This is a genomic window from Hydrogenophaga sp., from assembly GCF_028698005.1.
GTDB lineage: Bacteria > Pseudomonadota > Gammaproteobacteria > Burkholderiales > Burkholderiaceae_C > Hydrogenophaga.
On sequence record NZ_JAQVEJ010000091.1, the window covers coordinates 4,751 to 11,182 of the forward strand.

At 67.6% G+C, this 6,432-nt stretch carries 9 protein-coding genes; all 9 read right to left on the minus strand.

Annotation, left to right across the window (positions count from 1 at the left end):
• Positions 1 to 854 (minus strand): cell envelope integrity protein TolA (locus PHQ87_RS10105; RefSeq protein ID WP_300233548.1); only part of this gene is annotated, 854 nt, incomplete at its 3' end.
• A 21-nt stretch (positions 855 to 875) separates the two neighbouring features.
• A complete protein-coding gene (locus PHQ87_RS10110; protein ID WP_300233549.1) occupies positions 876 to 1,310 on the minus strand; it encodes a biopolymer transporter ExbD in 435 nt (144 codons plus the stop codon).
• A gap of 7 nt (positions 1,311 to 1,317) precedes the next feature.
• Positions 1,318 to 2,022 carry a protein TolQ gene (gene tolQ, locus PHQ87_RS10115; RefSeq protein WP_300233550.1) on the minus strand — a complete coding sequence of 235 codons (705 nt, stop codon included), beginning with the start codon at positions 2,020 to 2,022 and terminating at the stop codon, positions 1,318 to 1,320.
• Between the two features lie 33 nt (positions 2,023 to 2,055).
• Complete coding sequence (locus PHQ87_RS10120) at positions 2,056 to 2,490, minus strand: YbgC/FadM family acyl-CoA thioesterase (protein ID WP_300233556.1); 435 nt, start codon at positions 2,488 to 2,490, stop codon at positions 2,056 to 2,058.
• A 68-nt stretch (positions 2,491 to 2,558) separates the two neighbouring features.
• Positions 2,559 to 3,776, minus strand: a complete 1,218-nt coding sequence (locus PHQ87_RS10125; RefSeq protein ID WP_300233551.1) for a pyridoxal phosphate-dependent aminotransferase — start codon at positions 3,774 to 3,776, stop codon at positions 2,559 to 2,561.
• A 5-nt stretch (positions 3,777 to 3,781) separates the two neighbouring features.
• Complete coding sequence (nusB, locus tag PHQ87_RS10130; protein ID WP_300233552.1) at positions 3,782 to 4,276, minus strand: transcription antitermination factor NusB; 495 nt, start codon at positions 4,274 to 4,276, stop codon at positions 3,782 to 3,784.
• Positions 4,277 to 4,285: 9 nt separating this feature from the next.
• Complete coding sequence (gene ribH, locus PHQ87_RS10135; protein ID WP_300233553.1) at positions 4,286 to 4,753, minus strand: 6,7-dimethyl-8-ribityllumazine synthase; 468 nt, start codon at positions 4,751 to 4,753, stop codon at positions 4,286 to 4,288.
• A gap of 16 nt (positions 4,754 to 4,769) precedes the next feature.
• Complete coding sequence (gene ribBA, locus PHQ87_RS10140; RefSeq protein ID WP_300233554.1) at positions 4,770 to 5,915, minus strand: bifunctional 3,4-dihydroxy-2-butanone-4-phosphate synthase/GTP cyclohydrolase II; 1,146 nt, start codon at positions 5,913 to 5,915, stop codon at positions 4,770 to 4,772.
• On the minus strand, positions 5,912 to 6,432 hold a 521-nt coding region (locus tag PHQ87_RS10145), incomplete at its 5' end, for a riboflavin synthase (protein ID WP_300233555.1). The genes ribBA and PHQ87_RS10145, both read right to left, overlap by 4 nt.

A 6,432-nucleotide genomic window follows, 5' to 3' on the forward strand; every position in this document is an offset into this window, starting at 1 on the left:
AGCGAGCCGGTGCGGTCGATGGCGCGCAGGGCGGCCTCGTCCCAGTCGCGGTTGCCGCTGCTGCGCACCACGCGCCGGTCGGTGATGCGGCCATCGGGTTGTGCACGCACCTCCACCTCGGTGGCGAGGCGGGACGGGAAGTCCTCGGTGTAGATGATGTTCGGGCGGATGCGCGCCGCCACCATGCCGGCATAGCTCGACGACGGGCCACTGGCGCGCTGGGCCGTGCCGGTCGAGCTGGGTGCGCCCGTGGCACCCGCCTGGCCCAGGATGCGGCGCATCTGCTCCTCGCGTATGCGTTGTGAAGCCAGTTGCCGCTCTTCCTCGAGCTTGCGCTTGGCTTCCTCTGCCTTGCGTTTCTGCTCGGCCAGGCGTTTCTTTTGCTCCTCGGCTTCCTTCTTTTTCTTCTCCTCGGCCAGCTTGCGTTCGCGCTCCTGCTTTTCCCGGCGCTCGCGTTCGGCCTTGTCCTTCTTGGCCTTTTCCTCCGCCAGGCGCTTGCGTTCCTGTTCTTCCCGTTGCTTTTTCGCCTGCTCGATGGCGATGTCGGCCTCTTGCTTCGGCGGCGGCGCGGGCTGCGGCTTGGGCTCGGATTTCGGCTCCGGCCTGGGCGTCGGCTTGGGCTCCGGTGGTGGGGGTGGCGGGGGTGGCGGCTCCACCGCCCTGGGCGCGGCCTGCTGGGCCACCGGTGACCACAATTCGACTTCGAAGCTGGGGTTCGCGTCCTGCTTCCAGTGCACCCCCCAGGTCAGGGCCGCGATCAACAGGACGTGGACGAAGACGGCCAGGCCCATGGGGCCGAGCCATCGCCCTGATCGTGGAGGTTTGAATTCGTTGCTGTCGGCGGGGCTGTGCATGTCTGCTTCAATGGCTTCGGGTCAGCGCGAGGCCTGCACCGACAGGCCCACGCGCTCGACACCGGCCCGTTGCAAGGTGTCCATGACCTTGACCACGGTTTCGTACTTGATCGACTTGTCGGCGCTGATCACCACCGGCACGGGGCTGTTCTCGCCAGCCGCCGCCTGAAGTTGCTGCACCTGCGCGGCCAGTTGCTGGATGGTGACCGTCTGGCCTTCCTGGCTGGCGTGGCCCTCGCTCACGCGGATCAGCTCATCCTTGTTCACGACGACCTGAACGAAGGTCTTGGGCGGGGCGCTGGCCTGGCCCACGCTGGGCAATTCGATCTGGCTGGGCGTGATCAGCGGTGCCGTGACCATGAAGATGATCAGCAGCACCAGCATCACGTCGATGAATGGCACCATGTTGATTTCGTTCTTGGTGCGCCGCACACGCCCGCGGGATGAAGTGGCCATGGCGTGTTCAGTGTCCTGATGCCGACGTCGGTGCCGGCTGGTGGCCCAGGTTGCGTTGCAGGATGTTGGAGAACTCCTCCATGAAGGTTTCCAGCCGGATCGCCACGCGGTCGATATCGTGTGTGAAGCGGTTGTAGGCCACCACGGCCGGGATCGCCGCGAACAGGCCGATGGCGGTGGCCACCAGGGCCTCGGCAATACCGGGGGCCACCGTGGCCAGCGTCACCTGGGCCATCGCCGCCAGCCCGGTGAAGGCGTGCATGATGCCCCACACGGTACCGAAGAGGCCCACGTAAGGTGCCACGGAGCCTACCGTGCCCAGGAACGAGAGGTTGACCTCCATCGCATCGACCTCGCGCTGGTAGCTGGCGCGCATCGCACGCCGGGCGCCGTCGAGCAGTGTGCCGCTGTCGGCGATGCGCCGCTCGCGCAGTTTCTGGTATTCGCGCATGCCGCTGGCAAAAATGCGCTCCATCGGCCCGCCTTCTCGGGCGTTCTGGGCTGCCGCCGCATACAGCTCGTTGAGGTTGGCGCCGGACCAGAACTCGCGCTCGAAGTCTTCATTGTGCGTGACCACACGCTTGAGGGCGAACAGCTTGCGGAAGATCGCTGCCCAGCTGATGACCGACATCAGCACCAGCAGCAGGACGACGGCCTGGACCACCCAACTGGCGTGGAGCAACAACTGGACGATGGAGAGATCGTTCGACATGTGCGTGTGTGAGCGCGGACAGTGCGAGAAGTTTCAGGTGGGAGCGAGAAGGGAAGAGGTCAGTGCCGACAGTATGGCGGCGGGAATGCGCTGGGGCCGCAGGGTCAGGGCATCCACCCAGCCGATGCGGATCAGTCCTTCGCACAGCAGCACCGGCTGCTCGCCATCGTGCCGGGGCTTGAGCCATGCCCGCTGCTCAATGGTAAGGGATGCCTTGCCGGCGTCGCGGATACATGCGGTAACCAGAAGCAAATCATCCAGGCGGGCGGGCCGCAGGTAGCGCACCTCGGTGCCACTGACCACGAACATGCCGCCCACCTCGTCGCGCAGGCGCTGCTGCTCCACACCCAGGCTGCGCAACCACTCGGTGCGGGCACGCTCGAAGAACTTCAGGTAGTTGGCGTAGAACACGATGCCACCGGCATCGGTGTCCTCCCAGTACACCCGCACGGTCCACGTGAATGGCACACCCGGCAGCGGCCTGGCCCCGTTGACGGGTACCGAGTCGCCCTCGGAAGGTCGCACGGGGGTGCTGTTCACAGCGCGGCCTCCAGGCGGGCGATGGCCTCCTGCAACTGGGGCAGGGCGTTGGCGGTGGAAAAGCGCAGCCAGCGGCCGGGTTCGGCCTGGGCGAAGTCGCGCCCCGGCGTGGTGGCCAGCTGGCAACGCCGCATCAGCTCGAAGGCCAGCGCCCAGCTCCCACTGCTGGCGGGCTCGCCAGCCATGGGGATGCCCCAGCGCTGACACAGCCCGGTTACATCGGCCCAGGCATAGAAGGCACCATCGGGCATGACCGGCACCTCCAGCCCCAGGCGCTGCAGCGCCGGGATGAACCAGTCGCGCCGTGCCTTGAACTCGGCGCGCCGGCGCTCGTACTCGGCCAGGCTCTCGGGCTCGAAGCAGGCCAGCGCCGCATGCTGGGCGATGGTGCTGGCGCAGATGAACAGGTTTTGCGCCAGCCGCTCCACCGGCGCCACCAGGGCCGGTGGCAGCACCAGCCAGCCCAGGCGCCAGCCCGTCATGTTGAAGTACTTGCTGAAGCTGTTGACGCTGATGACCTGCTCGCCCAGACCGTCGGGCAGGCCGAGCGCGCTGTGGCCGAAGGCGCTGTCGTAGCTCAGGCCCAGGTAGATTTCGTCGATCAGGGTGATGCCGTCGCGCGCGCGCACCTCGCGGGCAATGGCCTCCAGCGCATCGCGCTCGATCGAGGTGCCGGTCGGGTTCGAGGGCGAGGCCAGCAGGACGCCGCGCGTGGCCGGCGTCCAGGCGGTGCGCACCTGCTCCGCGCTCAACTGGAAGCGCTGCTCGGGGCCACAGGGAATCATCACTGCCCGGCCTTCGGCGGCCTGCACGAACTGACGGTTGCACGGGTAGCAGGGATCGGGCATCAGGACCTCGTCACCGGCCTCGATCAGGGCCAGGCAGGCCAGTTGCAGGGCGGCCGATGCACCGGCGGTCACGACGATGCGTGTCGGGTCGATGTCGAGTCCGAAGCGCTGGGCATACCAGCCACTGATGGCCTCGCGCAAGGCGGGCAGCCCGGTGGCGGGTGTGTACTGGCTCAGGCCATCGCGGATCGCCCGCTCGGCGGCCGCCTGCACCAGCGGCGGCGCGGTGAAATCGGGCTCGCCGATGTTGAGGTAGATCATGGGCCGGCCACCGGCACCGGCGGCCTGTGACAAGGCCTGGGCCTCCTTGGCCAGCTCCATGACATAGAACGGCTCGACGCGCTGTGCGCGCTGGCTGATGCGCATCGTGCTCAGCCCCGGCCGCCGGTGGAGGCTTCACGGCCCGGCGACGCCGCCACCTCGGCCGGGCGCAGCCGGGCGGCCAGCGGGTGCAGCACGCCGTTGACATACTTGTGGCCGTCGGTGCCGCCGAAACTCTTGGCCAGCTCGATGCACTCGTTGAGCACCACGCGCCAGGGCACGTCGGGGCAGTGGCGCAGCTCATAGACGCCTACCCACATCACGGCGCGCTCGATCGGGGATATCTCGGCCAGCGGTCGGTCCAGCAGGGGGGCAATCAGCGCATCGGCCTCGTCGGTCTGGGCGATGCAGCCATGCAGCAGGGCGTCATAGTGGACGCTGTCGGCCTTGTGAAAACCGTTCAGGTCGCGGGTGAAGGCATCGATGGCACCTGCTTCGTTGCCGCCCACGATGTGCTGGTACAGGGCCTGCAGGGCGAATTCGCGCGCCCGCGTGCGGGCCGATTTGTCCGAGGCCTTGCGTGGCTTCTGGGAGGTTGTGCTCATGGTGATGGCTCAGCCGTGCTGTTCGAGCAGATGGGCCATCTCGACGGCCACGCGCGCGGCATCGCGCCCTTTTTCCTCCTGGCGGGCGATGGCCTGCGCCACGTTCTCCACCGTGAGGATGGCGTTGGCGATCGGCGTGTGCGTGTCCAGCGATACGCGGGTGACGCCGGCGGCCGACTCGTTGCACACCAGCTCGAAGTGGTAGGTCTCGCCACGGATGACGCAGCCCAGCGCGATCAGCGCGTCGTACTCGTCACGCTCGGCCATGGCCTGCAGCATCAGCGGCACTTCCAGTGCACCGGCCACGGTCACACGGGTGATGTGCTTGTCCTGCACGCCCAGCGACAGCAGCTCGGCGTGGCAGGCCTCGTACAGGGCATTGGTGATGCCTTCGTTGAAACGCGCCTGCACGATGCCGATGATCAGCCGCTTGCCGTCGAGCAGGTTGGTGGAAGAGCCTTTGTCTGCGCCAAACATGGTATGGGTGTTCCGTTCAGGGGTTGTGGGGTTCTTCGTCGTGGCCGAGGAAGCCGGTGATTTCCAGCCCGTAGCCGGCCATGCTGGGCATGCGGCGGGGCGTGCCCAGCAGGCGCATGCGCTGCACCCCGCATTCGCGCAGGATCTGTGCCCCCACGCCGTAGGTGCGCAGGTCCATGCGTCCGCGCTCCGGGGCCTGTGCCGAGCGGGCCTTGCCCTCGAACTGGTCCAGCAGTTGCTCGGCGGTCTCGCCGCAGTTGAGCAGCACGGCCACACCGGCACCTTGCTGGGTGATGTGGCGCAGGCTGGCCTCCAGGCTCCAACTGTGCATCGAGCGGCCCACCTCCAGCGCATCCAGTACCGACAGCGGTTCGTGCACGCGCACGTCCACGCTCTGCTCGGGCGCCCACTGGCCCATCACCAGGGCCAGGTGCAGCGCGCCGCTGGGGCCGTCGCGGAAGGCATGAGCCGTGAACTCGCCAAAGGCCGTGTTCAGCGGCCGCGTGCCGAGCTTTTGCACCAGGCTTTCGGTACGGCTGCGGTACTCGATCAGGTCGGCGATGGTGCCGATCTTCAGACCGTGCTCGGCCGCGAACACCTGCAGATCGGGCAGGCGGGCCATGGTGCCATCGTCCTTCATGATCTCGCAGATCACGGCGGCGGGCGTGCAGCCGGCCATGGCGGCCAGATCGCAGCCGGCTTCGGTATGGCCGGCGCGCATCAGAACACCGCCTTCCACCGCCTGCAGCGGGAAGATGTGGCCCGGCTGCACCAGGTCTTCGGCGCGGGCATTGGCGGCCACCGCCGCCTGCACCGTGCGGGCGCGGTCAGCGGCCGAGATGCCGGTGGTGACCCCCTCGGCGGCCTCGATCGACACCGTGAAGGCCGTGCCCATCTTGGTGCCATTGCGCGGCACCATGGGAGGCAGCTTCAGGCGCTCGCAGCGCTCGCGGGTCAGCGTCAGGCAGATCAGGCCGCGGCCAAAGCGCGCCATGAAGTTGATGGCCTCGGGCGAGACGTGGTCGGCCGCCAGGACCAGATCGCCCTCGTTCTCGCGGTCTTCCTCATCGACCAGGATCACGATGCGGCCGGCCCGCATGTCGGCAACGATGTCCTCCACGGGGGAGATGGCCACGGGGGCCAGGGCTTGGGGAGCGTTCATGCAGATTCCTTGGGTGGGGTCTGGCCGGCCGTGAGCATGCGCTCGACATAACGGGCCACGGTGTCGATTTCAAGATTCACGGCCGCACCGGCCACCAGGTCACCCAGCGCGGTGCCCTGCACCGTGTGCGGAATCAGGTTGATGCTGAATTCGGTGCCATCGGCGCTGTCCGCCACACGGTTGACGGTCAGGCTCACGCCGTTGACGGTGATCGAGCCCTTGTAGGCCAGGTACTTGCCCATCTCGGGCGGTGCCATCACGCACAATTCCCAACTCTCGCCCACCTGGGCAAAGCGGGTGACGTGGCCGATGCCGTCCACATGGCCCGAGACGATGTGCCCGCCCAGCCGGTCATTGGCGCGCAGGGCTTTTTCCATGTTGATGCGACGACCGCTGTCGGCCAGGCCCGTGGTGCGGGCCAGCGATTCGGCCGAGATGTCGATGGTGAAGCGGGAGGCGGGCAGGTCCAGTGAGGTGACCGTCATGCAGGCGCCGTTGAGGGCGATGCTGTCCCCCA

Coding starts and splice junctions, on each gene's coding strand:
- PHQ87_RS10110 (WP_300233549.1), bottom strand. CDS start 1,310: ATGGCCACTTCATCCCGCGGGCGTGTGCGGCGCACCAAGAACGAAATC.
- ribBA (WP_300233554.1), bottom strand. CDS start 5,915: ATGAACGCTCCCCAAGCCCTGGCCCCCGTGGCCATCTCCCCCGTGGAG.
- PHQ87_RS10125 (WP_300233551.1), bottom strand. CDS start 3,776: ATGCGCATCAGCCAGCGCGCACAGCGCGTCGAGCCGTTCTATGTCATG.
- ribH (WP_300233553.1), bottom strand. CDS start 4,753: ATGTTTGGCGCAGACAAAGGCTCTTCCACCAACCTGCTCGACGGCAAG.
- tolQ (WP_300233550.1), bottom strand. CDS start 2,022: ATGTCGAACGATCTCTCCATCGTCCAGTTGTTGCTCCACGCCAGTTGG.
- nusB (WP_300233552.1), bottom strand. CDS start 4,276: ATGAGCACAACCTCCCAGAAGCCACGCAAGGCCTCGGACAAATCGGCC.